Here is a 276-nt window from a genome sequence, read left to right as displayed (position 1 = left end):
GCCGGTATCGTGATCGGAGTTTTGAATGAAACCGGGCTTAGCTTTGGCATGACGTCCTATCTTGTGGGGTTCGCGCGTGACGAGGCCCTCACACTGCTGTTTCTAGCAGCAGGAGTTTCCATCGTCCTTGGTATGGGAATGCCTACTATCGCGGTCTACGTGCTTCTGGCCGCGCTGGTCGCACCGGCGCTGACCAGATTGGGAATCGATCCCATATCCGCTCATCTTTTTGTCCTCTATTTTGGCATGATGTCGATGATCACTCCGCCCGTAGCC

At 55.1% G+C, this 276-nt stretch carries 1 protein-coding gene; it reads left to right on the top strand.

The genetic code is table 11. The features are described 5' to 3' along the window. Positions 1-276 (top strand): TRAP transporter large permease subunit (locus A3764_RS21870; RefSeq protein ID WP_150122399.1); only part of this gene is annotated, 276 nt, incomplete at both ends.

This window comes from Sulfitobacter sp. HI0129 (assembly GCF_001635395.1).
Classification (GTDB): Bacteria; Pseudomonadota; Alphaproteobacteria; order Rhodobacterales; family Rhodobacteraceae; genus Sulfitobacter.
The sequence above is the reverse complement of the archived record's forward strand: the minus strand, read 5'-3'. Positions and strand labels throughout refer to the sequence as shown.